The following is a 24,579-nucleotide window of genomic DNA, read 5'->3' on the forward strand; positions in this document are numbered from 1 at the left end:
ACCCACCCCCACCACCACCTCCCCCACCTCCCCCGTCGATCATGAAGTTATTGCCGCGACACGCCGTGCCGAGTGACAACAACTTCATGATCAACGGGCTGAGGGCTGAGGGCTGAGGGCGGGGGGCGGGAGGCGGGAGGGGGTTAGGGGAGGAGGTCTCCTAGGGCGGCGGACTCGAGGTCGTTGCGGATCACGGCGGCGTCGCCTTCGATGACCAGGGTCAGCGCTTCCGGGTGCAGGTGGGTGGCCGCTGCCGCGGAGACCTGGTCCACGTCGGCGTTGAGCAGTTCCTCGCGCAGCCGGGCGTGGTAGTCGTCCGGCAGGTCGTGCACCACCAGCGTGGTCAGCGCGGAGGCGATCGCCCGGGGGCTCTGCAACTCGACCGACAGCTGCCCGGCCCGCCAGGAACGGGCCACCGCCAGCTCGTCCTCGGTCACGCCTCCCGCCTGCGTACGGGTGATCTCGCCCACCGCCTCGACCAGGGCCGGCGCGGTGACGGCGGTCTGCACGCCCGAGCTGACCGCGAACCGCCCGAACCGGCGGGACGAGGCGAACTCGCCCCGGATGCCGTACGTGTAGCCGCGCACCTCGCGGATCAGGTGGTTGAGCCGGGAGGTGAACGCCCCACCGAGCACCGTGCCCGCGAGGGTCATCGGCACGTGGTCGGGGTGCGCCCGGTGCGGCGACGGGTGGCCCAGCCGCAGCGTGGACTGCACCGAGCCGGGCCGGTCCACCAGGATGATCCGGCGGCCGGTGTGCAGCGGGACCTCGATCGGGCCGCCCCGCTCGGCCGGACCGCCCCCGGTGCCGGCGAACGCCGCCCCGGCCAACGCGTCCAGGTCGATCCGGTCCAGGTCACCGGCGACGATCAGGGTGCCGGGCCGCAGGAACCACTCGGAGTGGAAGACGGTGATGTCCTCCACGTCCAGGCCGGCCACCGAGTCCGGATCGCCGTACATCGGTCGTCCCCAGCGGGTGTCGGCGCCGAACAGGTCGGCGCGCAGCGCGGCGTCGGCGCGCGGGCCGGGGTTGGCCCAGTCCATCCGCAGCGCGGTGGCCTCGTCGTCGCGCACGCGCCGGACGTCGGCCGGGTCCAGCCGGGGCGTCCGGACGGCCTCGGCGAGGAGTTGCACCGCGGCGGTCAGCCGATCCACCGGGACCTGCACGCTGATCTGGAACGAGTCCCAGTCCAGCCCGGTCACCAGCTCGGTGCCGAGCGCCTCGATGGCCAGCGCGTACGCCGTGGCGTCCCGCTGCGCGGTGCCCTCCTCCAGGGCCTTGGCGAGCACGCCGCCCAGCCCTTCCTTGCCGGTCAGCTCCCGGCCGGCGCCGGCGTCGAGCAGCAGCAACGCGACGGCGAGGTTCTGCCCGGGCAGGTGCGCGGCGACCACCTGGCCGCCGCCCGCCGCGCGGCGGACCACCGGCGGGAACCGGTACGGGCGAGCGGCACCCGGGCCGGGACGGTCGGCGATCAGCGTCATGCGGTCTCCTCGGGCAGGTAGGTCAGGGTCACCCGGTCGGCGGCGCCGAGCACCTCGGCGGCGGTCTCGGCGATCTGCTCGGCGGTCACCGCGAGCCAGGCGGGCAGCCGGTCGGCGGCCCGGGCCGGGTCACCGAACTGGGTGGTGTACCGCCCGAGCGTGTCCGCGCGGCCGTCCACCGTCGACATCTGCCGCCACCACGCGGTGCTCAGCAACGCCTTCGCCCGGTCCAGCTCGGCGGCGGTGACCGGCACGGTGGCCAGCTCGTCGACGACCTCGGCCAGCCCTTCGGCCAACCGCTCGGCGCTCACGCCGGGACGGGCGGTGGCGGTGGCGATCAGCGGCGCCGGGGCGTGCGCGAGGTCCACCCCGTACGCGCCGACCAGATCGGGTTGTGCGATCCGCTCGCCGTCGGCGAGCCGCTGGTAGAGCCGGCTGCCCCGGCCGCTGCCGAGCACGGTGGCGAGCACGGTGAGCACGTCGTAGCCGGGGCTGCCGAACGGGTGGCCACGGTGGGCGATGTAGACGCGGGGCGCCGGCACGTCCGCGATCACCGTCTCCACGGCGGGCTTCCCGGTCGCCGGGACGCGGCGACCGTCCGGCGCGGGCGGGATGTCGTCGCGGGCGGGCAACGCCCCGAAGTACTTCTCGGCCAGCGCGAACACCTCGGCGGCCTGGGCGTCGCCGACGACTGTGAGCACCGCGTTGTTCGGCACGTAGTACATCTCGTGGAACGCCTGGAAGGTGGCGAGATCGGCGGCGTTCAGGTCGGCCATCGAGCCGATCGTCGAGTGGTGGTACGGGTGCCCCGGCGGGTAGAGCAGCGGCAGCAGCCGCAGCCAGGCATCCCCGTACGGGACGTTCTCGTAGCGCTGCCGGCGCTCGTTCTTCACCACGTCGCGCTGGTTGTCCAGCGTCTCCTGGGTGAGCGCCGGGACCAGCCCACCCATCCGGTCGGCCTCCAGCCAGAGCGCCAGCTCCAGGTGCTCGGCCGGGACCGTCTCGAAGTAGTTCGTCCGGTCCGGGTTGGTGGTGGCGTTGAGCGAGCCACCGGAGCCCTGGATCAGCTTCATGTGCTCGGTCTTCGCCACGTTCACCGAGCCCTCGAACATCAGGTGTTCGAAGAGGTGGGCGAAACCGGTCTGCCCGGCCGGCTCGTGCCGGGATCCGACGTCGTACCAGAGATTGACGGCCACCGCGGGTGCGGTGCGATCCTCGCTCACCACCACGCGCAGGCCGTTGTCCAGTCGGGACGTCTCGATGGGCCAGGGGTAACCACTGTCGGGCATGGCACGACGCTATCCGATCTCGCGGGCGGAAAGGTGACGTGCCGCCGGTCGGCGAGCCGGCCGACCGGCATCGACTCGGCCGGTCGGGGTACCGCAGAGCAATGACCCCACCGACCCCCGTACCGCCCGCGCGCCGCACCGTCGGACCGGCCGCCAGGACCGTCGAACGCGCCACCGCCGGACTCGGCCGGCTGCGCCGCGGCCGGCTGCTGCACCCGGCCGGCCGGTCGTTCACCGGCGAGGTGACGATCTGGGGTACGCCCGGACCGCCCACCGGGGTCGCCCTGCTGGACGACCCCGGCCGGTACGCGGCCACGGTCCGGCTCTCCAGGGGTACGCCCACGCCGGGCGGTTGGCCGGACGTGCTGGGCCTGGCGGTGCGTGTGCACTCCCCCACCGGCCGCCCGTTCGACCTGCTGGTCAGCTCCAGCGGCGCCGCTCCGGTGCTGCGGAACCTGCCGCTGCCCCGCCGCGGCTTCACCGGGACGTACAGCACGATCACGTGTTACCGCCTGGGCCGGCGTCGTCTCTGGTTGGCCGCGTTGGCCGACCCGGACTCGGTCGACCTCGGCCGCACTCTGGCCGCCGTCGCTGCCGCGGCCCGGACGGACGCGCCGCGCGTGGTGCTCGCGGTCGCGTCCGCCGTCGGGCCGTGGCGGCCGGTCGGCCAGGTCAGCATCGGCGCCCCGCTCGACGCCGGGGAGGACGGCGCACTCGCGTTCGACCCGGTGCGCAACCTGCCACCCGAACTGCGGGCGGCCGGCCCACTCGCCTGGCTGCGCGAGCAGACCTACCGGGGGTCACGCCGGGCGCGCGGCGCGCGGGCTCAGTCCGGCGGTTCGACGGCCACCGTCTGATCCGAGGTACGACGTTCCAGCACCGTGTCCGGGGCCACGTTCTGGTCCTCCTCGCGGATGTCCGACTCGGCGAGGATCGCCTCCGCCTGCGCCTGCGGGTCGTCGCTGCCCACCGCCTCCTCCTCGGGAAGGAGGTGGTGCGCGCGGGACTCCGCCCGCTCCTGCTCGCTCTGCTCGTCAGTCATGGGACCCCTGTTACCCCCCGCCCGGCCTCGGCACGCGATGTTCACCCCGCATCTTGGGACGATGCCACGGGCACCCCCGCCCGGTCGGGTAGGCTGGCTCCCGTGACGCGTTCCTATCGATGGTTTAGGCAGCCGGCTCCCACGCCGGTGACTTCACCATGAACTGACGTCACCACGGACCGAGCCGGCTGGGCAGGAGCTGTCGTTCCTGCCCTTTTGCGTACGAGCAGCCGGCTCGTCCCGGGCACCGGCCCCGGGCACGGTCGGCGAAAGGATGCCCACCGTGACGACCCCGGAGACCGATCGGGTCAGCGATCAGCGGATCGACCGTGTCGTGCCGCTGACCACACCCGCCCTGCTGCACCACGAGTTGCCCCTGGACGCCTCGCTCGCCGCCGCCGTGTTGAACGGCCGACGCGCGGTGGGCCGCGTGCTGGACCGCGAGGACGACCGCCTGCTGGTGGTGGTCGGCCCGTGCTCGGTGCACGACCCGGCCGCCGCCCTCGACTACGCCGAGCGTCTGCGCGCCGCCGCCGACCGGCTCGCCGACGACCTGCTGATCGTCATGCGGGTCTACTTCGAGAAGCCGCGGTCCACCGTCGGGTGGAAGGGCCTGATCAACGACCCTGGGCTGGACGGCAGCGGCGACGTCAACACCGGCCTGCGCCGGGCCCGGGCGCTGCTGCTCGACGTCCTGCGTCTCGGCCTTCCGGTGGGCTGCGAATTCCTCGACCCGATCACCCCGCAGTACATCGCGGACACGGTGGTGTGGGGTGCGATCGGCGCCCGCACGGTGGAGAGCCAGGTGCACCGGCAGCTCGCCTCCGGCCTGTCGATGCCGATCGGCATGAAGAACCGCCCCGACGGCAGCATCGGCACCGCCGTGGACGCGATCCGCGCCGCCGGGGTGCCGCACGTCTTCCCGGGCATCGACTTCTCCGGCACCCCGGCGATCATGCACACCCGCGGCAACACCGACGGGCACCTGGTGCTGCGCGGCGGTGGCGGTCGGCCCAACTACGACGCGGAGTCGGTGGCGGGCGCGCTCGACCTGCTCCGGGCGGCCGGGTTGCCGGAGCGCCTGGTGATCGACGCCAGCCACGCCAACAGCGGCAAGGACCACCGCAACCAGCCGCTGGTCGCCGCGGACGTGGCGGCGCAGATGGCCGCCGGCCAGCGCGGGATCACCGGTGTGATGCTGGAGTCGTTCCTGCTGCCCGGCCGGCAGGATCTCGACCCGACCCGCGAGCTGGTGTACGGCCGTTCGGTCACCGACGCCTGCCTCGGCTGGGACGACACCGCCGAGGTGCTCGACCACCTGGCCACCGCCGTACGGGCCCGTCGGGCCACGCTGCCAACCCCGGCGTGAGGGTGTGACGGCCGGCACTGCGGTGCGCGGAACACGAGACGGTGGGGCCTGGTTGACTGAGGTGTCGGTGTGCTCAGTGTCCCCGGGCCTCACCTAAATAGCCCTCGCGGAATACCGTTCGGCTGGAGCCGCGTCGCGCCACTCGCCGAGAGGCGACCTACACACCGACACCAGCGCCGCCCCCGGCCCACAAGGCTCGGGGGCGGCGCTGTCTGTACAAGAGCACCGTCGCGCCACCGACGCAGAGCATGCTCCCAACGCGCCTTTGCTCTGCTTCCACGGACGCAACAGCCAGCGCCCAAAACCGTTGCGTAGGTTGAAGCAGAGCAAAGGAAGCCTCGTGGGTCACCCTCTCGGCAGGTGGGCCCACCGGCGCGACGTTTGACCGATTCCGCCCCGGGTAGCTGATCGGCGTGACCGACGACGCACCCGTTGCCGACGAGCCGGACACCCACGCCCTCGATGACCTGCTCGATGACATCTTCCGAGGTCAGGAGCGGGTCACCCAGGGGGATATCTACCGCCGGGCGGTGGCCGCCGAGCTACCGCCGGATCTGCTCGCCCGGATCGACGCGCTCCCCGAGGGCGAGTACGCGGTGGACGAGGCCAGTGACCTGCTGGGCGGCACCGTCGCCTGAGCGACCCCAGAAGGGACACCGACATGACGCACCACGAGGACCACGACGAGAAGGTGCCGGCGTTGGGCCAACCACCGAAGGGCAGGGACACCACGCCCGAGCCGGACTTCGCCAACGAACACGACCGCACCGCGGTGGACCGGGACATCATCACCGGGGACGACGAGGACGAACGGGAGCCGGAATCGCCGCACGGCTGGTCCGGCATGCAGCGCTGACGCGTACGAGAGTGGGGGCCGGCTGATGCCGGCCCCCACGTCGCGTTCGTCGTCGGGTCAGTCGTCGTGCCCACCCTCGGCGGCCTGCTGCGCCGCGGCGTACGCCATCTGGAGGAAGTCGGACGCGGCCACCGCCGTCAGCGCGGTGGCCACCAGACGCGTGAGGCGGGGGGCGAGCACCAGGCCCCCGGTCAGCCCCGTGGCCACCCAGACCGCCAGGCAGAACGGGCAGCTCAGCAGCTCGCCGATGGCGTGCCGGGTGGAACTGCCCGAGTCGCGGACCTGCTCCATCACCTCACCGCTGCCGATCGGCCGGTCATAGCGGGTGAACGGTGCCCGCAGCGGGCTGGTGATCGCGTCCTTGGACAGCAGCCGGCTGAGCTTGTGCGTGGCGATGGAGAGCAACACGACGTCGGCGGGGGCGGGACGTTCGGGCACCGGGCGGCCGGTCACCTTGACCAGGCCGGCCAGCGCCCCGGTCACCCCGGCGTAGGTGCCCATCGCCACCAGGTAGCCGCCGAGCGGCCGGTGCTCGTGCGGCGCGTACGCCCGGCGCAGCCGCGCCGCCTTCTGTCGCAGGCCAGTGTCGCTCACCGTTCTCCTCACATGTCGTCATGGTGCGAAAGCGGCCGTCGGTGACGGTCTCAGCCGGCCTGGAGGTTGTCGGCGACCTCGCGGGCGAGGTTGGTCAGCGCCTCGTCGGCCAACTGGTCCGGGTCCCCGCCCGAGCCGTCGGTCAGGTCGAGCTGGATCCGGGCGCCACCGGAGTCGACCGGATCCACCCGGATCTCGGCGGCCCAGTCGGCGTCGCCCCAGCGGGCCCGCAACTCCTCGCCGCTGATCTCGGCGGGTGGGCTCCCGTCGTTGCGCAGCGGCGCCGGCAACCAGGCCGAGGCCCGAGCCGGGTCGGTGGCCGTGTTGAAGACCACCTCGGGTGGCGCGGACATGCCGCGCACGGCTCGCGCCGGCATCAGACGTCCCGCAGGCGGCTCGGGTCGACCTCCCGGCCCGGGTGACGGGCGAGGTACTCGGTCTCCAGGTCCGCCGTGCGCCGCAGGTGGTTGGCGAGCGCGGAGTCGGCCGCGTGCCGGAGGGTGTCCAGCCGGGTCCGGTGCAGGCTGTGCATCTCGCGGATCAGATCGTCGTCGGTCAGCTCCGTCGGGTCGACGCCCAGCGCGTCGCCGTCAAGGTCGGCGCCACCGGAGTCGGCGAGGTGGTCGCCGCCCCACTCGGGCACCCGCTGCTCAGGACTCATCTCCGTGCTGCCGCTGGACGGAAAGCCGTCCTCGCGTACCGATCCGGTCATCATCGCCCCCCTGGTCTCGTTTGGGCTGGCGTCTAGACGGATGCCCACACCGGGGAACGCCAAACCATCCCGCCCGCGTGGCAGCTACGACACCGTGTCGGAGAGCGCCGCCGTTCCCGGTACCCTCGACGCCATGAGGTGGCTCTGGACCCCGGCGTGGATCGCGCGTCACGTGGCCATGGTCGTGCTGGTCGTGGGCTTCCTCGGGCTGGGCTGGTGGCAGATCAGCCGGGCCACGGCCGGCAACAACCTCAGCTGGGGGTACGCGGTCGAGTGGCCGATCTTCGCCGGCTTCGTGGTGTACGTCTGGTGGCGCGAGGTGCGGCTGGCACGCCACAACGCGGAAACAGCCGCCCAGCCACCGGCGGACCCCGCCGACGCACCGGCCGTCGAGCCGCCGCCGGCCGCGACCATCGGCTCCCGACCGGCGGTACGCCGACCGGTGCGGGTGACCCGGGTGCCGGTCAACGCAACGCCCGGCGACGACGCCGACCTGGCCGCCTACAACGACTACCTGTCATGGTTGAACGCCAATCCGGGCGCCCGGCCCGGTGACTATCCCGGCTGAGCCGGGCTCGGAAGGACGGACGAAGGTGGGCGCAGCCCTTACCCGGTACCGCGTGATCGCCTGGATCGTGGGCGTGGTGCTGATCCTGCTGGTCGTTGTCGGCATGCCACTGAAGTACGCGTTCGACAACCCGGTCGTGGTGGAGACGGTCGGCCCGGCGCACGGCTTCCTCTACATGATCTACCTGGTGGCCGCGTTCGACCTGAGCCGCCGGGCCGACTGGCCGCTGAAGCGGATGCTCCTGGTGATGCTCGCCGGCACCGTGCCGTTCGTCTCGTTCTACGCCGAGCGACGCGTCACCGCCTGGCTGGACCGGCCCGCCACCCGTACGCCGGAGCCGGTCGCCGGCTGACCGGCCCGGCGGCGGGTCTGGTCAGCGGCTGGGCCGCCACGGGTCCGCCGAGGCGAGGGGGTCCACCCAGCCGCCGTACCGGTTGACCTCCCGGGCGCGCAGCAGCGCCCGGGTGACCTGACCGAACTGCCGCTCGTCGTCGGCGCTGAACAGCAGCACCTCCGCGCCCCGGTGCCAGCCCCACAGCTCGTACGGCGGTGGGCGCCAGCGGTCGCCGACCAGGGCGAGTGCCGCCGGCAGCAGGAGCACCGCTCCGAGGATGAGGTACGCCTCGGCGGTCAACCGTTGCAGGCCGCCGCTGAAGCCGAGGAGCAGGCCGACCACGCCGATCATGGATGCGGTGATCACCACCGCCCGGACGGCGATCCGGTCGTGCGGGCCTCGGGTGGTGCGCAGGTGGGTCAGGTCGACGATGCGATAGCTGGTGCGGCCGACGGTGAACCGGTCGACGGTGACGATGATGCCGGGTCGCGCGTACAGCAGCGTGGACCTGGCTCCGGGCACCGTTCGTTGCGGTCGCGTCTTTGCGCCTTCACGATTCACGGTTCCTCCCGTGGGGCGGTCTGCCGGGTTCGGTCCGTGGCCGGGCATCGCTGCCCGGGGACGGGATTCCCGGCTGCGGCTCCATTGTGTTGGGGCACCGCCACTCCACCTGGGCATTTACGATTCCGACCTGCTCACCCGACCGGGGGACATCGCCGCGAAACAGCATCCATTTCAGGTTTTATCGGATATTGGCGGAGGCCATCCGACGGCATACGCCCGGAACGACGAATGTCAGATATCGGTCAGCGGATGCGAAAACGGGCTCGCGGGCGGTCCCCCTCCCGCGTCAGCAGTCCCGCTGGTGTCACCGACAGCAGCGGCACTTCGCGCCACTTCGCCAACTTTCGCCCCTGCTTCAACTGCGCGGCACAACCGTCCCGGGTTAGGTTGGGCGAGCCGGTCCGGCCCAGTGCCGTCCACCCGGATGGCCCCGGCCGGTGTCGCCGAGGGCGTCAGCAGCCCCGTCGGCGGCCGTGGGAGAGGAGCCCTTCGCTCTTGTCATCCCTGAGAACCCTGCTGCGCACCGCGGTGCTGGCCGGCATGTCGGCCGCACTGATCGCCCCGACGGCGGTGGCCCACGCCGAGCCGTCCCCCGCCGACCTGACCCACCGGATCGAGACGTCCTCGGCAGAGTTGGAACGGATCGTGGAGTCCTACAACAAGCTCACCGAGGACATCAAGGTCAACAAGACCGCGGTGGCCCGATTACAGGCCCGCATCGGCCCCCTGGAACAGCAGGCCGAGCAGAGCCGGGCCGACGTCGCGGCACTCGCCAACACCGCGTACAAGAGCGGTGGCCTGCAGACGATGGACGCGCTGCTGCGTCCCGGCGGCTCCGTCGCTCTGCTCGACCGGCTCGGCACCCTCGATCAGCTGACCCGCCAGCGCCAGGAGCGCATCTCCGGCTTCACCGCGAACCAGCGGCGGCTGCTCGACGAGAAGACACGCCTGGACGCCACGCTGACCCGGCAGGCCGCGCAGGCCCGCGAGCTGGCGGCGGGCAAGAAGCGCATCGAGAGTGACCTGGCCGACCTGTACGAGCTGCGCCGGCAGGCGTACGGGGCCGCCACCGAGCGACCCGCGCCCAAGGCGGCGGAGGCCGAGGCCACAAACGTGCCCGCCGTGGCCGGGGACGCCGGCGCTGCGGTGCGCTACGCCTTCGGGGCGGTCGGCAAGCCGTACGTCTGGGCCGGTGAAGGGCCGAACGGCTACGACTGTTCCGGACTGACCCTCGCGGCCTGGCGGGCGGCCGGCAGGTCGCTGCCGCACAACGCACGGATGCAGTGGGGAGCGGTCGCCCACATCGGTCGGGGTGACCTGCGCCCGGGAGACCTGATCTTCTACAGCGGGCTCGGGCACGTCGCCCTCTACGTGGGCGACGGTCAGGTCATCGACGCGCCGAGCGCCGGTCGCAACGTGCTCAAGCGCGGCATGAACATGATGTCCATCCACGGCTACGGCCGGGTCCGCTAGCCCGACCCGATACGGCGAACGGCCGGCGTCCCCCTATCGGACGCCGGCCGTTCGCCGTCATTACTACCAGGTCAGGCTGCCTGCAGCCCCTCCGCCCGGGCCAGCTCGCGGAGCCGGCCGAGGGCCTGGATCTCCAGCTGCCGGATCCGCTCGCGGGACAGCGAGAAGCGGGACGCGACCTCGGTCAGCGAGTGCTCGCGGCCGTCCTCCAGCCCGTAGCGGGCCCGCATGATGCCGGCCGACCGGTCGTCGAGGTGGTTGAGCAGCCCCTCAATGCGCTGCCGCTCCAGGCCGCTGAGGACGATGTCCTCCGGCGACGGCGCGTCGCTGTCGGCGACCAGGTCGCCGAGGTTCGTGTCGCCGTCGTCGCCCACCGGGGTGTCCAGCGAGACGGTGTCCTGCGACCAGCGGCGCAACTCGTTGACCCGCTCGACGGTGACACCGAGCGATGCGGCGATCTGCTCCGGCTCGGGGTCGCTGCCCAGTTCACGGGTGAGCTGCCGGATGACGTTGCGCATCCGGTTGACGTCCTCCACCAGGTGCACCGGCAGACGGACGGTGCGCTCCTGCTGAGCGATCGCCCGGCTGATGGCCTGGCGGATCCACCAGGTGGCGTAGGTGGAGAACTTGTAGCCACGCTCGTAGTCGAACTTCTCGACCGCCCGGACGAGGCCGGTGTTGCCCTCCTGGATCAGATCCAGCATGGGCATGCCCGAGCGCACGTAACGACGCGCGATCGACACGACCAGTCGCAGGTTGGCGCGGATGAAGAGGTCCTTCGCGCGCTCACCCTCGACGACCAGCCGCTCCAGGTCGGCCCGGTCGACACCATCGGGAACGGCGTCCCCGCCGAGCAGGTGCTCCGCGTAGAGGCCAGCCTCGATCGCCTTGGAGAGATCGACCTCCTTGGCGGCGTCCAGCAGTGGCGTCCGGGAGATCTCGTGCAGGTAGACGCCGACCAGGTCGCGCTCCTCGGCAACCTCGTCGGTGCGCATGCCGATTTTCTTGTCCACGTTGCCCACGGTCCCCTCGCTCGCGCCGGTTGCCCGGTTCCTTGCCATTCCCCACGTCCGGTCAGCCCCTGGTAACTTCTGCTGTGCCCGCCGTCGCTGACACCTACACAACAGATGAGACGTGTCGGGGATTCCATGTCGTGAGTCGAAAGTGTCACGAATGCCTGAGTAGTTGCTGAGAGCACGGTCCATGTTTGCTGTCAGCACCCGTCGGGTGGCTCGCCGCTGGGCACCTCGGACGGGTTGGCGGGTCGACGAATCGCTGATCGCCCGCACCATGGCAACACCGCCGCCCGCGCCGGCACAGCGACCCGGGTCACCTCCGTGCTGCGATCCTGGTCACTGCCAGATACGCAGCAATGGGGCGGTCGGTTCATCCACGGGGGTGTTATTACCCCCCGCCCCGGTGAACAATCCGGAGCCCCGTTCGCTTCCCGGGCGGTGCGGGCTAGGAGGCGAGCAGGGCTAGAGCCCCGCGGACCTGGTCGGCGGAGCGCTCCAGGGCGGCTCGGGCGGCGGCCACCTCGGCTCCGGAGACCAGCGAGACCAGCGCCGTCTTCAGGTCGCCGTCGGCCGCGCTGAGGGCGCGTCGGGAGACCTCCTCCGAGCAGCCGGTCGCCTCCACCAGGATCGAGATCATTCGTCCCCGGAGCTTCGCGTTGGTGGCCACCATATCGATCATGAGGTTCGAGTAGACCCGACCCAGGCGCACCATGACGGCGGTCGAGAACGTGTTCAGCACCAGTTTCTGCGCGGTGCCCGCCTTCATCCGGGTCGACCCGGTGACCACCTCGGGTCCGGTGTCCACCCCGATGAACACGTCGACCGACCGGGCGGCCTCCGCCTCCGGATTGGCGCACAGCAGCACCGTCGAGGCGCCTGCGGCGCGGGACGCGGCGAGCGCCCCGAGGACGTACGGGGTGCGTCCGCTGGCCGCCAGACCGACCACCAGGTCACCGGCGCGCACACATCCGGCGGCCTCGTCCGCCCCGTTCCGGTCGTCGTCCTCGGCGTCCTCCACGGCCCGCCACATGGCGTCCGGGCCGCCAGCCAGGTGGGCACAGAACCAGTGCCGGGGCGAGTTGAAGGTGGGAGCCAGTTCGGCCGCGTCGAGGACGCCCAGCCGGCCGGACGTGCCGGCCCCGAAGTAGTGCACCCGGTGCCCGCCGCGCAACGCCGCCACCGCCAGGTCGACGGTGGTGGCGATCTCGTCGAGCACCGCGGCGACCGCCGCCGGCACCCGCCGGTCGGCTTCGTTGATCACGGTGAGCACGTCCCGGGTCGACATCAGGTCGAGGTCCGCGCTGAGGGGGTTGCGTCGTTCGGTGGGTGCGCCCACCCGGACGCTCGGGCGGGCGGGCGGTGCTGACATGTCCTCGTCCGGCTCCACCGAACCGGGCGTCATGCCCGTCTCCGACTGGCACCCACCCGGTGCGACTGGACCGCCTCGGCGGTCGCCTCCAGGGCCTTGCGGGCCCGGGACCGGTTGCGGGCGGCCACCCCGACGAAGAGGCAGTCGACGACGGTGAGCTGGGCGAGCCGGCTGGCCGTCGCTCCGGAGCGGTAGGTGGTCTCGCGGGCCGCGGTCGTCAGCACGAAGTCGGCGACCTCGGTGATCGGCGAGCGCGGGAAGTTGGTCAGCGCCACGGTGGCCGCGCCCCGCGTCCGGGCCTGCTCCAGCACCTCGATGACGTCGGAGGTGGTGCCGGTGTGCGAGATGCCGATCGCGACGTCACCGCGGCCGAGCAGGGCGGCCGAGGTCAACGCGGTGTGCACGTCCGGGAAGTAGAAGGCGATCCGGCCGATGCGGTGCAGCTTCTGCTGGAAGTCGGAGGCGACGAACCCGCTGGCGCCGGCGCCGTAGATGTCGATCCGGCCCGCGCTCGCGATCGCCTCGACCACCTGCTCGCAGACGGCCGGGTCGAGCTGCTCGGCGGTCTCCTCGACGGCTCGGGCGTCGTTGAACGCGATGGTGGCGATGATCTGGGCGAGGTCGGCGCCGGGCGGGATGTCACCGCCGACGACCCGGGCGTCCGGCGGCTCGATGCGGCGGGCGGCCTCGGCGGCCAGCCGGATGCGCAGCTGTGGATAGCCGTCCATGCCGACGGATCGGCAGAACCGGATGACTGTCGCCTCCGACGTCTCCGCCGCGGTGGCGAGGTCGGTGATGGTCCGCCGGGCGGCGGCGGCCGGGTCGGACACGACCAGGCGGGCGACCCGCTGCTCGGCGGGCGACAGCGACGGCAACAGCCCGCTGATGTGGACGATCAGCCCACCAGGCTCGTGACTCGCAGAAATCTTCGGACTCTTCGCCACGGATGAAACTTACTTTCACGAGGCGTGAGCGTCAACCATGACCGTATGTGGTGGGAAAAGTGTCGACGACCCGGATCACGCGTTCCGCACAGCCTGCCACTCTCCCAGGATCGCCGCCTCATCCGCCGGGTCGAGTCCACCCTGCCGTACGGCGTCGGGCCGCGCTGTCATCCAGGACACGGTCGCCCGAACGGTGTCGGACAACGGACGGATCGTCAGACCCGCGTCCAGCGCCGGCCGGGCATCCCGGTCCATCAGGCCAGCCCCCTCCGGCAGTCGCACCCAGAGCGGCAACGCCCGCTCCCCCGACCATTCGCGGACGTCGCGCGCCACCAGGAAGTCCTGATCGACCCAGGTGAGGTGCGGGTCGGCGACACCCAGACCGGCCGCCACGCCGGTCAGCAGATCGGCGCGGGACATCGCCGGGCCGGTGCCGTCGTACGTGCCAGCGAGGCGGGCGTCGGCGGCGTGCAGCAGCCAGCCGGCCAGGTCGGCGACGTCCACGAACTGCACCCGGTCGGTCGGCCGTCCGGGCGCGAGAACCTCCCCGCCGTTCGCCAGCCGTCGCACCCAGTACGGGAAGCGGTCGCTCGGGTCCTCCGCGCCGACGATCAGCCCCGCCCGGCAGATGAACGACCGCTGCGCACCCATCAGTTCGCGAACCAGCCGCTCGATGCTGACCTTGCACTCGCCGTACCAGCGGTGGTCCGGGCCGACCGGAGCGTCCACGTCCGGCGGGGCAGGCGACAGCAGCGGGGCGTGCGCCGCGGTCTGACCCGGGGCGGTGTTGTCGGCGTACACCGAGATCGTGGACACGAACGACCAGTGACCGACGTGGTCGGCCAGCGCGGCGAGCGCGTGCCGGGCGTGGCTGACCTGGCGGGTCACGTCCACCACCGCGTCGAAGCCGTCGCCGGCGAGCGACACCAGCGCCGCGGGGTCGTCGCGGTCGACCGGCACGAACCGCGCACCGGTCGGCACGACACCGGACACGCCCCGGGCCGCGCAGGTCACGTCGTGGCCCTGCGCGACGGCGAGCCGGGCCACCGCCCGGCCGAAGAACCGCGTGCCACCGAGAATCAGGATCCGCATCCGCCGATCCTGCGCCGCCGGTGGCCGATCATGCCAACCACTCTGCTGTCGGCAGAGCGCCGGTCGCCCGATGGGTGGGCGCGGTGGACGCTAGCGTGTGGCGCATGGCGGAGCGCAGCGTGGTGGTGACCGGAGGCACGGGTGGGCTCGGCGGGGCGGTCGTCGCCTCGTTCGTCGACGCGGGCTGGCGGGTGGTCGTACCGCAGCGGGCAGCCCGGCCCGGGTCGGAGCCGGCGGCGGACGGGCTGGTCCGGGTCGTCGCGGACCTGACCGACCCGGCGGGCGCGGCCCGCGTCGTCGAGGCCGCCGTCGGCGACCCCGCGGCGCCGCTGCGGGCGGTGGTCAACCTCGTCGGCGGGTACGCGAGCGGCGGCCTGGTGCACGAGACACCGGTCGAGGAGTTCGAGCGGATGCTCACCGTCAACCTGCGACCCACGTACCTGGTCACCCAGGCCGCGCTGCCGCACCTGGTCGCGGCCGGCGGCGGCGCGGTGGTGTGCGTGTCGGCCCGGGCGGCCCTCACCCCGTTCGCCGGCGCGGCCGGCTACGTCACGGCCAAGGCGGCGGTGCTGGCCTTCGCCAACGCGGTCGCGGTCGAATACCGCTCCCGCAACGTGCGCTGCAACACCGTGCTGCCCAGCGTCATCGACACCCCGGCGAACCGGGCCGCGCAGCCCGACGCCGACCACTCCCGCTGGGTCACGCCGGCCGAGATCGCGCCGGTGATCCGCTTCCTGGCCTCGACGGACTCCGCGCCGACCACCGGGGCCAGCGTTCCGGTCTACGGACGCGCCTGAACGAGCAGGGACGTTATGTCGCCGCGCCCGGCCCGCTCCTGCGCCGACGCGGCGGGCGGGGGTGTCGGGGCGGGCGGGGGTGTCGGGGCGGGCGGGGGCGCCGGCTGCGGCACCTCGGGGGGCGCTGACCCCTCCGCCGACGGCCGGGTGGGGTCGGGGCGGACGTCCGACCGCAGCCAGGTCGACAGGTGCGCCTGGATCTGCTCGGTCACCTCCTCGGCCGAGCGGCCCGCGTCGACGAGGACGAAGCTCGGGTACTCGGGCAGGGTCCGGTAGGCGGTGTCCGCCGCGGTGAGCCAGCCCATCGACTCGTGGTCGGTGCCGCGCTCCTCGATGCGCTGGTACGCCACCGCCGGGTCCACGGCGAGCAGGAAGGTCACCTGGGGCGTCGGGAACAGCCGGTAGCCGGCCCGGGCCAGACGCTCCCAGCGGTGCCCGCCGTGCGCGCGGATGCTGGCGTACTGGCAGGCCGAGTAGCGGTCCATCACCGCCGTCCGGCCGGTGAGCAGGCAGCTGAGCAGGGCCGCGGCGATGGCGAGCCAGCGAAGCACGGACTCCACCGCCAGGACGCCGTCGCGCCCGACGAGCCGTTGCGCGTCCGGCAGGCCGAGCCGGTGCGCGAGCCGGCCGAGCCAGCGACGCCCGCTGGCGTTGCGGCGGTACGTCGCGGGGCGGCCGGCGGCGGTCAGCGCGTCGGCCAGCCGGTGTGCCTGCGTGGTCTTGCCCGAGCCGTCGATGCCGATCAGTGCGACGGTGCGCAATCGGGCTCGGCCGCGTCGCGTCCCCGATGATCTGGCCACCCTCGACAGGTTATCCGACCCGTGCTTGCGCCCCGTGACGTTTGTTGCCATTTGTCACCGTTGGCACCCGACCGCGACGACACCAGGTGTGGGCGACCGGAATGCCGGGTACGGGAGTTCGAATCCAACCGCCTGTCCACCAACACGACCGACGGGAGATCCAGATGGCTGAGCGCGGGGACGAGAGTCTGGTGCACACCCTCAAGAAGGTCGCCGCCGTGCTCAAGCAGTCCGAGATCCCGTTCGCCCTGGGCGGCAGCTTCGCCGTCTACGCCCACGGCGGCCACTCAAGCGACCACGACGTCGACTTCCTGATCCGCGAGGCCGACGTCGAGCGGTCCCTGGAGGCGCTCGTGGCCGCGGGCTTCCGCGCCGAGCGGCCGCCGGAGGACTGGCTGGTCAAGGTCTTCGACGACGGGCGGATGGTGGATCTGATCCACCGGCCGATCGAGACGCCGGTGACCGAGGAGACGTTCGCCGACACGGTCGTGCGGCCGGTGGACGCCATCCACATGCCGGTCCTCTCCGCCACCCAGCTGATGGTGCACAAGCTGCTGAGCTTCTCCCAGCACTACTGCGACTTCGCCCGCGGCCTGCCACTGGCCCGGTCGCTGCGGGAGCAGATCGACTGGGAACGGGTACGCAAGGAGACGCAGCACTCGCCGTACGCCGAGGCGTTCCTGGTGCTGCTGGATCGGCTGGAGGTGGTGCCGGACACCGGCACCCAACCGGGAGAGGAGACACCGTGACGCACGATCGCGACAGTGGCGCGGGGCCGCCGGACGAGTACGTCGAGGCGGAGATCCACCGGCTGCTCTCCGAGGATCCCGCAGTCGCCGAACAGGGGATCACCGTGGTCCGGCGGGAACGCGCCCTCGTGCTCTACGGCGAGGTGGAGAGCCCGCACCGCCGGGAGGAGATCCTGCGCCGGGTGTCGGAGCGCTTCCCCGACGTGCCGATCACCAGCGACATCGGTGTGATCCGCGCCCAGGCGCCCACGGAGATCGAGCAACTGCCCTGAGGGAGGTTTCATGGTGATCCGGATCGCCGCCGTGGGCGACGTGCATCTGGACGAGGACGTGGTCGGCCGGTTCCGCCCGGCGCTTGAGGAGCTGCCGGAGTGCGCCGACGTGCTGCTGCTGGCCGGCGACCTGACCCGGCACGGCACCGAGGCCGAGGCGCGCTGCGTGGCGCAGGAGTTCGGCGGGTTGGCCGTGCCGGTGGTGACCGTGCTGGGCAACCATGACCACCAGTGTGACCAGGTGCCGCAGGTCGTGAAGGTGCTCGAGGACGCGGGCATCACCGTGCTGGAGGGCGACGGCGTGGTGCTGGACTGCGCGGGCGGCCGGCTCGGCATCGCCGGCGTCAAGGGCTTCGGCGGGGGTTTCGCCGGCCGGTGCGCGAGCGACTTCGGCGAGCCGGAGATGAAGGCGTTCGTCCGGACCACCAACGAGAGCGCGGACCGCCTCGGTAAGGCCCTGCGCTCGCTGGACTGCGACATGCTGGTCGCGCTGACCCACTACTCGCCCGTTCCGGACACGTTGGCCGGCGAGCCGCTGGAGATCTACCCGTTCCTGGGGTCGTACCAGCTCGGGCAGGCGATCGACTCGGCGCCCACGGCGCTGGCCCTGCACGGGCACGCGCACGCCGGCACCGAGCGCGGCACCACGCCGGGAGGGGTACGCGTCCGCAACGTGGCGCACCCGGTGATCAAGCAGGCGTACAGCGTCTTCCATGTCGGGGATCAACTCGACACCGACCAGGTTTCCCCGATCGGAGGGTCGGGTAGTCAGAGGTCATGGAGCTGATTCTCTGGATTCTCGCAGTCGTACTCGTGGTCGCCGGCATCCTCGCGCTGTTCCGCCGGCAGATCCTGTGGGGCGTCGTCCTCATCGTCGTCGGGCTGTTGGTCGGCCCGGGTGGTGTCAGCATCTTCAATTGACCGTTCGCACCTTCTGACAACTCATCACAACACCGGGACCCGTCGGGGTCGCCGCGACCGGAGCTTCGTCCTCCCGACAGAAGCCCCGGCCGCAGCGGCCCCGGCGCTTTTTTGTGGGTTTGACCCGACGGTTCAGCGGCAATATCTCGACCATGGAGACATCTCGCGAGGCGCGGCCCGCCTCCGGCCGACGGTCGCGCTGGGCGCTCGCCGGCTTCGCGGCGGCGGTCTTCGTCGCGGCCGCGATCGGCGGGCTGGGCGTGCAGGGCACCACCGACGAGTACGCGAGCCTGCGCCAGCCGGGCTGGGCGCCGCCCTCCTGGCTCTTCGGCCCGGTCTGGACCGTGCTCTACGCGCTGATCGCCCTGGCCGGCTGGCTGGTGTGGCGTCGGGTCGGCTTCTCCCCCGCGCTCTGGGCGTGGACCGCCCAACTCGTCCTGAACGCCATCTGGACGCCACTGTTCTTCGGCGCGGGGCGGTACGGGCTGGCGTTCGCCGAGATCGTGGTGATGTGGCTGGCGATCGGCCTCACCGTGGCGCTCTTCGCCCGGGTCTCCCGGGTCGCGACCGCGCTGCTGCTGCCGTACTGGGCGTGGGTCACGTTCGCCGCCGCGCTCAACCTGTCGATCTGGCGACTGAACACCTGACCGGCGCCGGTCCTCCGGCGGGAAGCGGCCCCGCCGGAGGACCGAGGCCCCGTCAGCAGCGGGGCACGTTCGGGATGTAGCCGTCGTAACCGGTGTAGACGTACGCGTCGGCGATGAAGCGGCCGCTGCCGATGCGATCCCAGATCGAGCTGGTGCCGTACGTGCCGGTGACCGTGGAGCCGCTGGTCTGGCAGGCGATGGTCACCCGGGTGCCGTCGGCGACGGTGCCCACCGAGGCGTACCCCGTGCCCGGGCCGGAGCGGACGGTCAGCGGCGTGCCGCTGGTGTCGACCGTGGCGTTGCCGGTGCCCGAGCTGCACCCGTTGTCGCTGGTGTAGGTCTTGCTACCCCAGTACAGGCCGAGGGTGCCGTTGAACCTGACCTGGATGTCGTTGCCGTTGAGGCGCTGTTCGTAGTGCAGGTGGGGGCCGGTGGACCCGCCGGTGCTGCCCACCCAGCCGAGCACCTTGCCGTAGCCGACGGTCTGCCCCACCGAGACGTTGAAGCCGTTGAGGTGGGCGTAGTAGGTCGTGTAGCCGCCACCGTGGTCGATCCGCACGTACTTGCCGTAACTGGTGCCGCCGAGGTCGGTGACCCGGTCGACAGTGCCGGGGGCGCTGGCCACCACCGGGTCGCCGAGGTCGTCGGTGCGGTTGAAGTCGACCGCGTACGCCGGGCTGTGGTCCGACCGGGTCTGCCCCGACCAGGACTGGCCGCACGGGAACGGCACCTTGAAGGTCGGCGCGGCCAGCGCCGGGCTCGCCGGTGCGAGGACTCCCCCGACGAGCAGGCCCGTCACCAGCAGGCTGATCCACCGCTTACGCATCCAGCTCCTCCTATGTTCAAAACCTTCGATGAAGTGGCCTCAGCCTGACAGATATCGCCACTCTTCGAAAGAGTCGGGATCCGCGACTGGGAGCGCGCCCAGCCGACGGACACGAGGTTTCGGGATTGTTACTCGCTCGTGTCTGACAGGGGGTGGACCAGACCGGATGCAAGCGCTTACATGTGTGCACGCCCAATCGGACCGGCGAGGGTCACCAGCGGAGACCACGCCGGCTAGGAAGGAGGACGGCATGGCGGTCTTTACCAGACCACGCCAGGCCTTCGTGATCGCCGGTGTGCTCGGGCTGGCGCTCAGCGCCACCGCTTGCGGTACCGGTGACGACAAGAAGAGCGACAAGGCGGGCTCCGCGGAGTGCGCCCCATACGAGAAGTACCAGGGCCACGACGGCAAGAAGGTCTCCATCTACGCGTCCATCCGTGACGCCGAGGCGGACCTGCTCGAGCGGTCGTGGTCGCAGTTCACCGACTGCACCGGCATCGAGATCGCGTACGAGGGCAGCGGCGAGTTCGAGGCCCAGCTCCCCGTGCGGGTCGACGGCGGCAACGCGCCCGACATCGCCTTCGTGCCCCAGCCGGGCCTCGTGAAGCGGTTCGCGGACGCCGGCAAGCTGAAGTCCCTCGGCGCCGACACCAAGGCCCTGGCCGAGCAGAACATGCCGGCCGACTGGCTGAAGTACGGCACCGTCAACGGAACGCTCTACGGCGTGCCGCTCGGCGCGAACGTCAAGTCCTTCGTGTGGTACTCGCCGAAGACGTTCAAGGAGAAGGGCTGGGAGGTCCCGACCACCTGGGAGCAGCTCATCGCCCTGAGCGACAAGATCGCCGCCAGTGGCATGAAGCCGTGGTGCGCGGGCGTCGAGTCCGGTGACGCCACCGGCTGGCCGGCCACCGACTGGATCGAGGACGTCCTCCTGCGTACGGCGGGCGCCGAGGTCTACGACCAGTGGACCACCCACGCGATCCCGTTCAACGACCCGCGGGTCGTCGACGCGGTGGACCGCGCCGGCACGATCCTCAAGAACGAGAAGTACATGAACGGCGGCTTCGGCGGCGTCAAGAGCATCACCACCACCGCCTTCCAGGAGGCGGGCCTGCCGGTGACCACCGGCAAGTGCGCGATGCACCGACAGGCGTCCTTCTACGCCAACCAGTTCCCCGAGGGCACCAAGGTGGCCGAGGACGGCGACGCGTTCGCCTTCTACTTCCCGGCCATCGACGCGGCCAAGGGCAAGCCGGTGCTGGGCGCGGGCGAGTTCGTCGTCGCCTACGCCGACCGTCCCGAGGTGCAGGCGGTGCAGACCTACCTGGCCTCCGCCGAGTACGTCAACAGCCGCGCGAAGCTCGGCAACTGGGTCACGGCGAACAACAAGCTCGACATCGCCAACGTCGCCAGCCCGATCGACAAGCTCTCCGTCCAGATCCTGCAGGACAAGACCGGCGTCTTCCGCTTCGACGGATCCGACCTGATGCCGGCCGCCGTCGGCGCGGGAACGTTCTGGAAGGGCATGGTCGACTGGCTGAACGGCAAGGCGACCGCCCCGGTGCTCCAGGGCATCGAGAGCAGCTGGCCCAAGTGATCCCGGCGGTGGCCCGGCCCGCGGTCGCGGGCCGGGCCACCGGCCGAACCGGACCCGGAAGGGAGGGTTGATGGAGTTCGACTTCGCCGATGAGCAGCCGAAGCTCCTCATGCTGATGTACGGGCTGGTCGCCTTCGTGGTGGTGGTGGGCGGTCTGCTCCTGCTGCTCGACGTCGTCCCGGCCTGGTTTGCCCGGCGACGGGAGGCGCAGCTCGTGGCCGCCTCGGTGAGTGGAGCTCCACTTCCCCGCCGCCCCCGGCAACGGGAGGGGATCTTCGCGCTCTTCTTCCTGCTGCCCACGCTGCTGCTCCTCACCATCGGCCTGGTCGTGCCGGCCATTCGCACCGTGCTGCTCTCCCTGATGGACGGGAGCAGCACCAGCTGGGTGGGACTGCGCAACTACGGCTGGATGTTCTCCGACGACTCGATGCTCCGGGTCCTGATCAACACCCTGGTCTGGGTGGTTCTGGTCCCGCTGGTGGCGACCGCGTTCGGCCTGATCTACGCCGTCCTGGTGGACAAGGCCCGGTTCGAGGCCGTGGCCAAGTCGCTGATCTTCCTGCCGATGGCGATCTCCTTCGTCGGCGCCAGCATCATCTGGAAGTTCGTCTACGCCTACCGCGGCGAGGGCGACCAGATCGGTCTGCTCAACCAGATCGTCACCAGCCTCGGCGGCGAGCCCAAGCAGTGGCTGCTGGAATCACCCCTGAACACGCTGCTGCTGATCGTCATCATGGTCTGGATCCAGGCCGGCTTCGCCATGGTGGTGCTCTCCGCCGCGATCAAGGCGATCCCCGGCGACATCGTGGAGGCCGCCCGGCTCGACGGGGTCAGCCCCTGGCAGATGTTCTGGCAGATCACCATGCCGAGCATCCGGCCGGCCCTGATCGTGGTGGCGGTGACGCTCACGATCGCCACGCTCAAGGTCTTCGACATCGTCCGGACCTCGACCAACGGCAACTACGACACCAGCGTCATCGCCAGCGAGATGTACAACCAGGCGTTCCGGTACGGCCAGAACGGGCAGGGCTCCGCGCTCGCGGTCTTCCTCTTCATCCTGGTCATCCCGGTCGTGATCTACCAGATCCGCAACCTCCGTCAACAGCGGGAGGGCTGAGATGACGACCGCAACGCCCACCGTCGCCGCCGGCGTCCAGAAGACCGACGGCACCGCGTCCACCGCCGCCGGGCGGGTACGTCGGCGACTCAACAGCCGTACGGCCACGCTCGTCTCGATCGTCATCGCGGTGGTCTGGACCATCCCGACCTTCGGCCTGTTCGTCTCCTCCCTCCGTCCGGAGGACGAGATCAAGACCACCGGCTGGTGGACGGCCTTCACCAACCCGCAGTTCACCCTGGAGAACTACCAGCAGGTCCTCTTCGGGCGGTCGGCGTCGTCCGGGCAGCTCGCCAGCTACTTCATCAACTCGCTGGCGATCACCATCCCGTCGGTGCTCTTCCCGCTCGCCTTCGCGGCCCTGGCCGCGTACGCGCTGGCGTGGATCAACTTCCGCGGGCGGGACTGGCTCTACATCGCGATCTTCGCGTTGCAGATCGTCCCGCTGCAGATGGCCCTGGTGCCGCTGCTGAAGTTCTTCTCCACCGGCGTCACCCTCGGCGGCGTCACCCTGATGCCGGCGTGGGACCTGGTCGACGAGCAGAAGTTCGCCCAGGTGTGGTTCGCACACACCTGCTTCGCGCTTCCGTTCGCGGTCTTCCTGCTGCACAACTTCATCTCGCAGCTCCCCGGCGACCTGATGGAGGCGGCCCGGGTCGACGGGGCCACCCACCCGAAGATCTTCCGCACCATCGTGCTGCCGCTGATCACCCCGGCGCTGGCCGCGTTCGGCATCTTCCAGTTCCTCTGGGTCTGGAACGACCTGCTGGTCGCGCTCATCTTCGCCGGTGGCGGCAACGAGACCGCCCCGCTCACGGTTCGGCTCGCCGAGATGGCCGGCACCCGGGGCAACGAGTGGCAGCGGCTGACCGCGGGCGCGTTCGTCTCGATCGTTGTACCGCTCGTCGTATTCCTGTCCCTGCAGCGCTTCTTCGTGCGAGGTCTGCTCGCCGGCAGCGTCAAGGGCTGACCCGCTTGCCCGCCGCCGCCCGGCCCCTGAAGGCGGCGGCGGGCGACGGGTACCGAGCGGGGGAAGCATGACGAAGATTGATGATGTCGCCCGGTTGGCCGGGGTCTCCACGGCAACCGTCTCGCGGGCCCTGCGCGGGCTGCCGACGGTCTCGGCCGCCACCCGACGCAGAGTCCTCGCGGCCGCCGAGCAGCTCGACTACGCGGTCTCGCCGAGCGCGTCCCGGCTCGCCGGTGGCCGCACCGGCACGGTGGCGGTGGTCGTACCCCGGATCACCCGCTGGTTCTTCAGCACGGTCGTCGAGGCGGTCGAGGAGTATCTGCACCACTCCGGCTACGACCTGCTGCTCTACAACCTGGGCGGTCGGGAGCAGATCCGCCAGCGGGTGCTGCGTACCGCCAACCTGCACAAGCGGGTCGACGCCATGATGCTGGTCGCCACGCCGCTGCGCCCGGCGGACCTGACCGCGCTGGCCGCCCTGGATCTGCCCGGCGTGACCATCAGCTCGGGGAGCAGGGTGCCCAACTGGCCGTGCGTACGGATCGACGACGTGGCCGCCGCGCGGATGGCCACCCGCCACCTGCTCGACCTCGGCCACCGGCGGATCGCGCACATCTCCGGAGACCCCGACGACGAGCTGGCCTTCACCACCCACCTCGACCGGCGCCGGGGCTACCAGGCGGAGCTGCGGGCCGCCGGCCTGCGACCCGATCCGAGCCTGGACGTCGAGTCGTCGTTCACCATCGACGGCGGCAACCGGGCCGCCGCCGAGCTGCTGGCCCGCGGTGTTCCGCCGACCGCTATCGTCGCCGCCTGCGACGAGATGGCGATGGGCGCGATGACGGCGCTGCGCGACGCCGGGCTGCGCGTACCGCAGGACGTCAGCGTGGTCGGCATCGACGACCACGACCTCGCCGGCGTGCTCGGGCTCAGCACCATCGCCCAGCCGGCCGCCGAACAGGGCCGGCTGGCCGCCCGGATGCTGCTCGACCCGCTCGGGGCCCGCAACCTGAGCCCGATCGTCGGTCAACGAACCGCCGGCGGCGACACATCGGTGATCCTGCCCACTCGGCTGGTGGTCCGAGAGTCCACCGCGCCGCCGCGGGCACACTGAACCCCAACCATCCGCCGCCGGCCGGCGGCTGGCGGCGACGCGGCCGGCAGCAGCACCGCCGGCAGT

Annotated in this window: 30 protein-coding genes; 17 read left to right on the forward strand and 13 right to left on the reverse strand. The window is 71.5% G+C overall.

What is annotated here, in order from left to right; translation table 11 throughout:
- Positions 1-143: 143 nt before the first annotated feature.
- Both ABZT87_RS22335 and ABZT87_RS22340 read right to left on the reverse strand, forming a co-directional pair.
- Positions 144-1,481 (reverse strand): pitrilysin family protein, encoded by a 1,338-nt coding sequence (locus ABZT87_RS22335; RefSeq protein ID WP_354860902.1) that lies wholly within the window; start codon positions 1,479-1,481, stop codon positions 144-146.
- Complete coding sequence (locus tag ABZT87_RS22340) at positions 1,478-2,770, reverse strand: pitrilysin family protein (RefSeq protein WP_355137878.1); 1,293 nt, start codon at positions 2,768-2,770, stop codon at positions 1,478-1,480. The genes ABZT87_RS22335 and ABZT87_RS22340 overlap by 4 nt, the downstream gene beginning before the upstream one ends.
- Positions 2,771-2,871: 101 nt before the next feature.
- On the opposite strand from ABZT87_RS22340, the gene ABZT87_RS22345 reads away from it, so the two are divergent.
- On the forward strand, positions 2,872-3,627 hold the full coding sequence (locus ABZT87_RS22345; RefSeq protein ID WP_355137880.1) for a phosphodiesterase: 756 nt from the start codon (positions 2,872-2,874) through the stop codon (positions 3,625-3,627).
- On the opposite strand, the gene ABZT87_RS22350 is transcribed toward ABZT87_RS22345, so the two are convergent.
- Entirely contained in the window at positions 3,597-3,812 is a 216-nt protein-coding gene (locus ABZT87_RS22350; RefSeq protein WP_354860907.1) for a hypothetical protein, read from the reverse strand. The two genes, ABZT87_RS22345 and ABZT87_RS22350, sit on opposite strands and share 31 nt — an antisense overlap.
- Positions 3,813-4,086: 274 nt before the next feature.
- Between ABZT87_RS22350 and ABZT87_RS22355 the strand changes: the two genes are divergently transcribed.
- The 3 genes from ABZT87_RS22355 to ABZT87_RS22365 all read left to right on the forward strand — a co-directional run bounded on the left by ABZT87_RS22355 (position 4,087) and on the right by ABZT87_RS22365 (position 6,037).
- On the forward strand, positions 4,087-5,181 hold the full coding sequence (locus ABZT87_RS22355; protein WP_355137882.1) for a 3-deoxy-7-phosphoheptulonate synthase: 1,095 nt from the start codon (positions 4,087-4,089) through the stop codon (positions 5,179-5,181).
- Positions 5,182-5,594: 413 nt separating this feature from the next.
- Positions 5,595-5,819 (forward strand): hypothetical protein, encoded by a 225-nt coding sequence (locus tag ABZT87_RS22360; protein ID WP_354860909.1) that lies wholly within the window; start codon positions 5,595-5,597, stop codon positions 5,817-5,819.
- Positions 5,820-5,842: 23 nt separating this feature from the next.
- Entirely contained in the window at positions 5,843-6,037 is a 195-nt protein-coding gene (locus ABZT87_RS22365) for a hypothetical protein (protein ID WP_354860911.1), read from the forward strand.
- Between the two features lie 57 nt (positions 6,038-6,094).
- Here the strand turns inward: ABZT87_RS22365 and ABZT87_RS22370 are convergent, their stop codons facing one another.
- Genes ABZT87_RS22370 through ABZT87_RS22380 form a run of 3 tightly spaced genes read right to left on the reverse strand, consistent with a single transcriptional unit; the run spans position 6,095 to position 7,346 of the window.
- Complete coding sequence (locus tag ABZT87_RS22370) at positions 6,095-6,631, reverse strand: DUF1360 domain-containing protein (RefSeq protein WP_355137884.1); 537 nt, start codon at positions 6,629-6,631, stop codon at positions 6,095-6,097.
- A gap of 50 nt (positions 6,632-6,681) precedes the next feature.
- Entirely contained in the window at positions 6,682-7,008 is a 327-nt protein-coding gene (locus ABZT87_RS22375; RefSeq protein ID WP_355137886.1) for a hypothetical protein, read from the reverse strand.
- Positions 7,008-7,346 carry a DUF6158 family protein gene (locus ABZT87_RS22380; protein WP_355137888.1) on the reverse strand — a complete coding sequence of 113 codons (339 nt, stop codon included), beginning with the start codon at positions 7,344-7,346 and terminating at the stop codon, positions 7,008-7,010. Before ABZT87_RS22380 ends, ABZT87_RS22375 begins: the two co-directional genes overlap by 1 nt.
- A gap of 130 nt (positions 7,347-7,476) precedes the next feature.
- On the opposite strand from ABZT87_RS22380, the gene ABZT87_RS22385 reads away from it, so the two are divergent.
- Both ABZT87_RS22385 and ABZT87_RS22390 read left to right on the forward strand, forming a co-directional pair.
- Entirely contained in the window at positions 7,477-7,911 is a 435-nt protein-coding gene (locus ABZT87_RS22385; protein WP_355137890.1) for a hypothetical protein, read from the forward strand.
- Between the two features lie 25 nt (positions 7,912-7,936).
- Complete coding sequence (locus ABZT87_RS22390) at positions 7,937-8,263, forward strand: DUF3817 domain-containing protein (protein WP_266245607.1); 327 nt, start codon at positions 7,937-7,939, stop codon at positions 8,261-8,263.
- A gap of 21 nt (positions 8,264-8,284) precedes the next feature.
- Here the strand turns inward: ABZT87_RS22390 and ABZT87_RS22395 are convergent, their stop codons facing one another.
- Positions 8,285-8,767, reverse strand: coding sequence for a DUF6232 family protein (locus ABZT87_RS22395; protein ID WP_355137892.1), 483 nt, complete (start codon positions 8,765-8,767; stop codon positions 8,285-8,287).
- A 582-nt stretch (positions 8,768-9,349) separates the two neighbouring features.
- On the opposite strand from ABZT87_RS22395, the gene ABZT87_RS22400 reads away from it, so the two are divergent.
- Positions 9,350-10,282: an NlpC/P60 family protein gene (locus ABZT87_RS22400; RefSeq protein WP_354860935.1), complete on the forward strand. Its 933-nt coding sequence runs from the start codon at positions 9,350-9,352 to the stop codon at positions 10,280-10,282.
- A 71-nt stretch (positions 10,283-10,353) separates the two neighbouring features.
- On the opposite strand, the gene ABZT87_RS22405 is transcribed toward ABZT87_RS22400, so the two are convergent.
- The 4 genes from ABZT87_RS22405 to ABZT87_RS22420 form a co-directional block, all read right to left on the reverse strand.
- Entirely contained in the window at positions 10,354-11,343 is a 990-nt protein-coding gene (locus ABZT87_RS22405; protein ID WP_355137894.1) for a sigma-70 family RNA polymerase sigma factor, read from the reverse strand.
- A 400-nt stretch (positions 11,344-11,743) separates the two neighbouring features.
- Positions 11,744-12,700, reverse strand: a complete 957-nt coding sequence (gene murQ / locus ABZT87_RS22410; protein WP_355066099.1) for an N-acetylmuramic acid 6-phosphate etherase — start codon at positions 12,698-12,700, stop codon at positions 11,744-11,746.
- Positions 12,697-13,611: a MurR/RpiR family transcriptional regulator gene (locus ABZT87_RS22415; protein WP_354860921.1), complete on the reverse strand. Its 915-nt coding sequence runs from the start codon at positions 13,609-13,611 to the stop codon at positions 12,697-12,699. Before ABZT87_RS22415 ends, murQ begins: the two co-directional genes overlap by 4 nt.
- 75 nt (positions 13,612-13,686) lie before the next feature.
- Positions 13,687-14,703 carry an NAD-dependent epimerase/dehydratase family protein gene (locus tag ABZT87_RS22420; RefSeq protein ID WP_355137896.1) on the reverse strand — a complete coding sequence of 339 codons (1,017 nt, stop codon included), beginning with the start codon at positions 14,701-14,703 and terminating at the stop codon, positions 13,687-13,689.
- 104 nt (positions 14,704-14,807) lie between these two features.
- Between ABZT87_RS22420 and ABZT87_RS22425 the strand changes: the two genes are divergently transcribed.
- On the forward strand, positions 14,808-15,500 hold the full coding sequence (locus tag ABZT87_RS22425) for an SDR family NAD(P)-dependent oxidoreductase (protein WP_355137898.1): 693 nt from the start codon (positions 14,808-14,810) through the stop codon (positions 15,498-15,500).
- Here ABZT87_RS22425 and ABZT87_RS22430 read toward each other — a convergent pair.
- Positions 15,485-16,351: a thymidylate kinase gene (locus ABZT87_RS22430; RefSeq protein WP_355137900.1), complete on the reverse strand. Its 867-nt coding sequence runs from the start codon at positions 16,349-16,351 to the stop codon at positions 15,485-15,487. The two genes, ABZT87_RS22425 and ABZT87_RS22430, sit on opposite strands and share 16 nt — an antisense overlap.
- Before the next feature lie 50 nt (positions 16,352-16,401).
- Between ABZT87_RS22430 and ABZT87_RS22435 the strand changes: the two genes are divergently transcribed.
- The 5 genes from ABZT87_RS22435 (at position 16,402) to ABZT87_RS22455 (ending at position 18,889) form a co-directional block, all read left to right on the forward strand.
- Positions 16,402-17,049: a nucleotidyltransferase gene (locus ABZT87_RS22435; protein ID WP_354860937.1), complete on the forward strand. Its 648-nt coding sequence runs from the start codon at positions 16,402-16,404 to the stop codon at positions 17,047-17,049.
- Positions 17,046-17,321 (forward strand): hypothetical protein, encoded by a 276-nt coding sequence (locus ABZT87_RS22440; RefSeq protein ID WP_354860927.1) that lies wholly within the window; start codon positions 17,046-17,048, stop codon positions 17,319-17,321. Before ABZT87_RS22435 ends, ABZT87_RS22440 begins: the two co-directional genes overlap by 4 nt.
- Positions 17,322-17,331: 10 nt before the next feature.
- On the forward strand, positions 17,332-18,108 hold the full coding sequence (locus tag ABZT87_RS22445; protein WP_355137902.1) for a metallophosphoesterase: 777 nt from the start codon (positions 17,332-17,334) through the stop codon (positions 18,106-18,108).
- A complete protein-coding gene (locus ABZT87_RS22450) occupies positions 18,099-18,242 on the forward strand; it encodes a GPGG-motif small membrane protein (RefSeq protein WP_165947907.1) in 144 nt (47 codons plus the stop codon). Before ABZT87_RS22445 ends, ABZT87_RS22450 begins: the two co-directional genes overlap by 10 nt.
- A 152-nt stretch (positions 18,243-18,394) precedes the next feature.
- Positions 18,395-18,889 carry a TspO/MBR family protein gene (locus ABZT87_RS22455; protein ID WP_354860930.1) on the forward strand — a complete coding sequence of 165 codons (495 nt, stop codon included), beginning with the start codon at positions 18,395-18,397 and terminating at the stop codon, positions 18,887-18,889.
- 52 nt (positions 18,890-18,941) lie between these two features.
- On the opposite strand, the gene ABZT87_RS22460 is transcribed toward ABZT87_RS22455, so the two are convergent.
- The gene (locus ABZT87_RS22460) at positions 18,942-19,715 is read right to left on the reverse strand and encodes a peptidoglycan DD-metalloendopeptidase family protein (RefSeq protein WP_355137904.1); all 774 of its coding nucleotides are present in this window, start codon (positions 19,713-19,715) and stop codon (positions 18,942-18,944) included.
- Between the two features lie 250 nt (positions 19,716-19,965).
- Here ABZT87_RS22460 and ABZT87_RS22465 point away from each other — a divergent pair, with 250 nt between their 5' ends.
- The 4 genes from ABZT87_RS22465 to ABZT87_RS22480 all read left to right on the forward strand — a co-directional run bounded on the left by ABZT87_RS22465 (position 19,966) and on the right by ABZT87_RS22480 (position 24,513).
- On the forward strand, positions 19,966-21,312 hold the full coding sequence (locus tag ABZT87_RS22465) for an ABC transporter substrate-binding protein (protein WP_354860934.1): 1,347 nt from the start codon (positions 19,966-19,968) through the stop codon (positions 21,310-21,312).
- A gap of 70 nt (positions 21,313-21,382) precedes the next feature.
- Entirely contained in the window at positions 21,383-22,429 is a 1,047-nt protein-coding gene (locus ABZT87_RS22470; protein ID WP_355066088.1) for a sugar ABC transporter permease, read from the forward strand.
- 1 nt (position 22,430) lies between these two features.
- The gene (locus ABZT87_RS22475) at positions 22,431-23,399 is read left to right on the forward strand and encodes a carbohydrate ABC transporter permease (protein ID WP_354863136.1); all 969 of its coding nucleotides are present in this window, start codon (positions 22,431-22,433) and stop codon (positions 23,397-23,399) included.
- Positions 23,400-23,466: 67 nt separating this feature from the next.
- Positions 23,467-24,513 carry a LacI family DNA-binding transcriptional regulator gene (locus ABZT87_RS22480; protein WP_354863137.1) on the forward strand — a complete coding sequence of 349 codons (1,047 nt, stop codon included), beginning with the start codon at positions 23,467-23,469 and terminating at the stop codon, positions 24,511-24,513.
- Positions 24,514-24,579: the final 66 nt, after the last annotated feature.

The organism is Micromonospora sp. NPDC005237, assembly GCF_040607775.1.
Lineage (GTDB): Bacteria > Actinomycetota > Actinomycetes > Mycobacteriales > Micromonosporaceae > Micromonospora.

What these genes read in the sequence shown, in the direction of transcription:
- ABZT87_RS22335 (WP_354860902.1), bottom strand. Translation starts at nt 1,481, where the DNA reads ATGACGCTGATCGCCGACCGTCCCGGCCCGGGTGCCGCTCGCCCGTAC.
- ABZT87_RS22340 (WP_355137878.1), bottom strand. Translation starts at nt 2,770, where the DNA reads ATGCCCGACAGTGGTTACCCCTGGCCCATCGAGACGTCCCGACTGGAC.
- ABZT87_RS22345 (WP_355137880.1), top strand. Translation starts at nt 2,872, where the DNA reads ATGACCCCACCGACCCCCGTACCGCCCGCGCGCCGCACCGTCGGACCG.
- ABZT87_RS22350 (WP_354860907.1), bottom strand. Translation starts at nt 3,812, where the DNA reads ATGACTGACGAGCAGAGCGAGCAGGAGCGGGCGGAGTCCCGCGCGCAC.
- ABZT87_RS22355 (WP_355137882.1), top strand. Translation starts at nt 4,087, where the DNA reads ATGCCCACCGTGACGACCCCGGAGACCGATCGGGTCAGCGATCAGCGG.
- ABZT87_RS22365 (WP_354860911.1), top strand. Translation starts at nt 5,843, where the DNA reads ATGACGCACCACGAGGACCACGACGAGAAGGTGCCGGCGTTGGGCCAA.
- ABZT87_RS22375 (WP_355137886.1), bottom strand. Translation starts at nt 7,008, where the DNA reads ATGCCGGCGCGAGCCGTGCGCGGCATGTCCGCGCCACCCGAGGTGGTC.
- ABZT87_RS22380 (WP_355137888.1), bottom strand. Translation starts at nt 7,346, where the DNA reads ATGATGACCGGATCGGTACGCGAGGACGGCTTTCCGTCCAGCGGCAGC.
- ABZT87_RS22385 (WP_355137890.1), top strand. Translation starts at nt 7,477, where the DNA reads ATGAGGTGGCTCTGGACCCCGGCGTGGATCGCGCGTCACGTGGCCATG.
- ABZT87_RS22400 (WP_354860935.1), top strand. Translation starts at nt 9,350, where the DNA reads ATGTCGGCCGCACTGATCGCCCCGACGGCGGTGGCCCACGCCGAGCCG.
- ABZT87_RS22405 (WP_355137894.1), bottom strand. Translation starts at nt 11,343, where the DNA reads ATGGCAAGGAACCGGGCAACCGGCGCGAGCGAGGGGACCGTGGGCAAC.
- murQ (WP_355066099.1), bottom strand. Translation starts at nt 12,700, where the DNA reads ATGACGCCCGGTTCGGTGGAGCCGGACGAGGACATGTCAGCACCGCCC.
- ABZT87_RS22420 (WP_355137896.1), bottom strand. Translation starts at nt 14,703, where the DNA reads ATGCGGATCCTGATTCTCGGTGGCACGCGGTTCTTCGGCCGGGCGGTG.
- ABZT87_RS22425 (WP_355137898.1), top strand. Translation starts at nt 14,808, where the DNA reads ATGGCGGAGCGCAGCGTGGTGGTGACCGGAGGCACGGGTGGGCTCGGC.
- ABZT87_RS22430 (WP_355137900.1), bottom strand. Translation starts at nt 16,351, where the DNA reads ATGGCAACAAACGTCACGGGGCGCAAGCACGGGTCGGATAACCTGTCG.
- ABZT87_RS22435 (WP_354860937.1), top strand. Translation starts at nt 16,402, where the DNA reads ATGCCGGGTACGGGAGTTCGAATCCAACCGCCTGTCCACCAACACGAC.
- ABZT87_RS22445 (WP_355137902.1), top strand. Translation starts at nt 17,332, where the DNA reads ATGGTGATCCGGATCGCCGCCGTGGGCGACGTGCATCTGGACGAGGAC.
- ABZT87_RS22450 (WP_165947907.1), top strand. Translation starts at nt 18,099, where the DNA reads ATGGAGCTGATTCTCTGGATTCTCGCAGTCGTACTCGTGGTCGCCGGC.
- ABZT87_RS22455 (WP_354860930.1), top strand. Translation starts at nt 18,395, where the DNA reads ATGGAGACATCTCGCGAGGCGCGGCCCGCCTCCGGCCGACGGTCGCGC.
- ABZT87_RS22460 (WP_355137904.1), bottom strand. Translation starts at nt 19,715, where the DNA reads ATGCGTAAGCGGTGGATCAGCCTGCTGGTGACGGGCCTGCTCGTCGGG.
- ABZT87_RS22465 (WP_354860934.1), top strand. Translation starts at nt 19,966, where the DNA reads ATGGCGGTCTTTACCAGACCACGCCAGGCCTTCGTGATCGCCGGTGTG.
- ABZT87_RS22470 (WP_355066088.1), top strand. Translation starts at nt 21,383, where the DNA reads ATGGAGTTCGACTTCGCCGATGAGCAGCCGAAGCTCCTCATGCTGATG.
- ABZT87_RS22475 (WP_354863136.1), top strand. Translation starts at nt 22,431, where the DNA reads ATGACGACCGCAACGCCCACCGTCGCCGCCGGCGTCCAGAAGACCGAC.
- ABZT87_RS22480 (WP_354863137.1), top strand. Translation starts at nt 23,467, where the DNA reads ATGACGAAGATTGATGATGTCGCCCGGTTGGCCGGGGTCTCCACGGCA.